The sequence below is a fragment of the Bacillus sp. SIMBA_154 genome, from assembly GCF_046536015.1.
GTDB lineage: Bacteria > Bacillota > Bacilli > Bacillales > Bacillaceae > Bacillus > Bacillus pumilus_P.
The window spans coordinates 1-230 of the sequence record NZ_JAWJBV010000743.1 but is presented as its reverse complement, the minus strand read 5'-3'; the positions used below and the strand labels follow the sequence as shown (position 1 = coordinate 230).

Genomic DNA, 230 nt, shown 5'->3' with positions numbered 1-230 from the left:
CTAGCTAATAGCTCGCTAGTTAGACTCTCACGCAATGAGAAGGGGTGAGCTAGAGCTCAAAAACGTTTGTAAAAAACTTATAAAGTTCAGTGCCTTGGTTCACACTAGCTGAGGCAAAATGCAATATCGCAATCGCATCAAGATCAAAGCTTAATGTTTGCAGTGGTTGTTCGCTTAGGTAGCGTTCCATTCGTAGTATTTTAGCTATAGGTTCGCCCGCTTTAATGTGC

Annotated in this window: 1 protein-coding gene; it reads right to left on the bottom strand. The window is 42.2% G+C overall.

Annotation, left to right across the window (positions count from 1 at the left end):
* Positions 1–49: 49 nt before the first annotated feature.
* On the bottom strand, positions 50–230 hold a 181-nt coding region (locus R0K30_RS23850), incomplete at its 5' end, for a hypothetical protein (protein WP_410613546.1).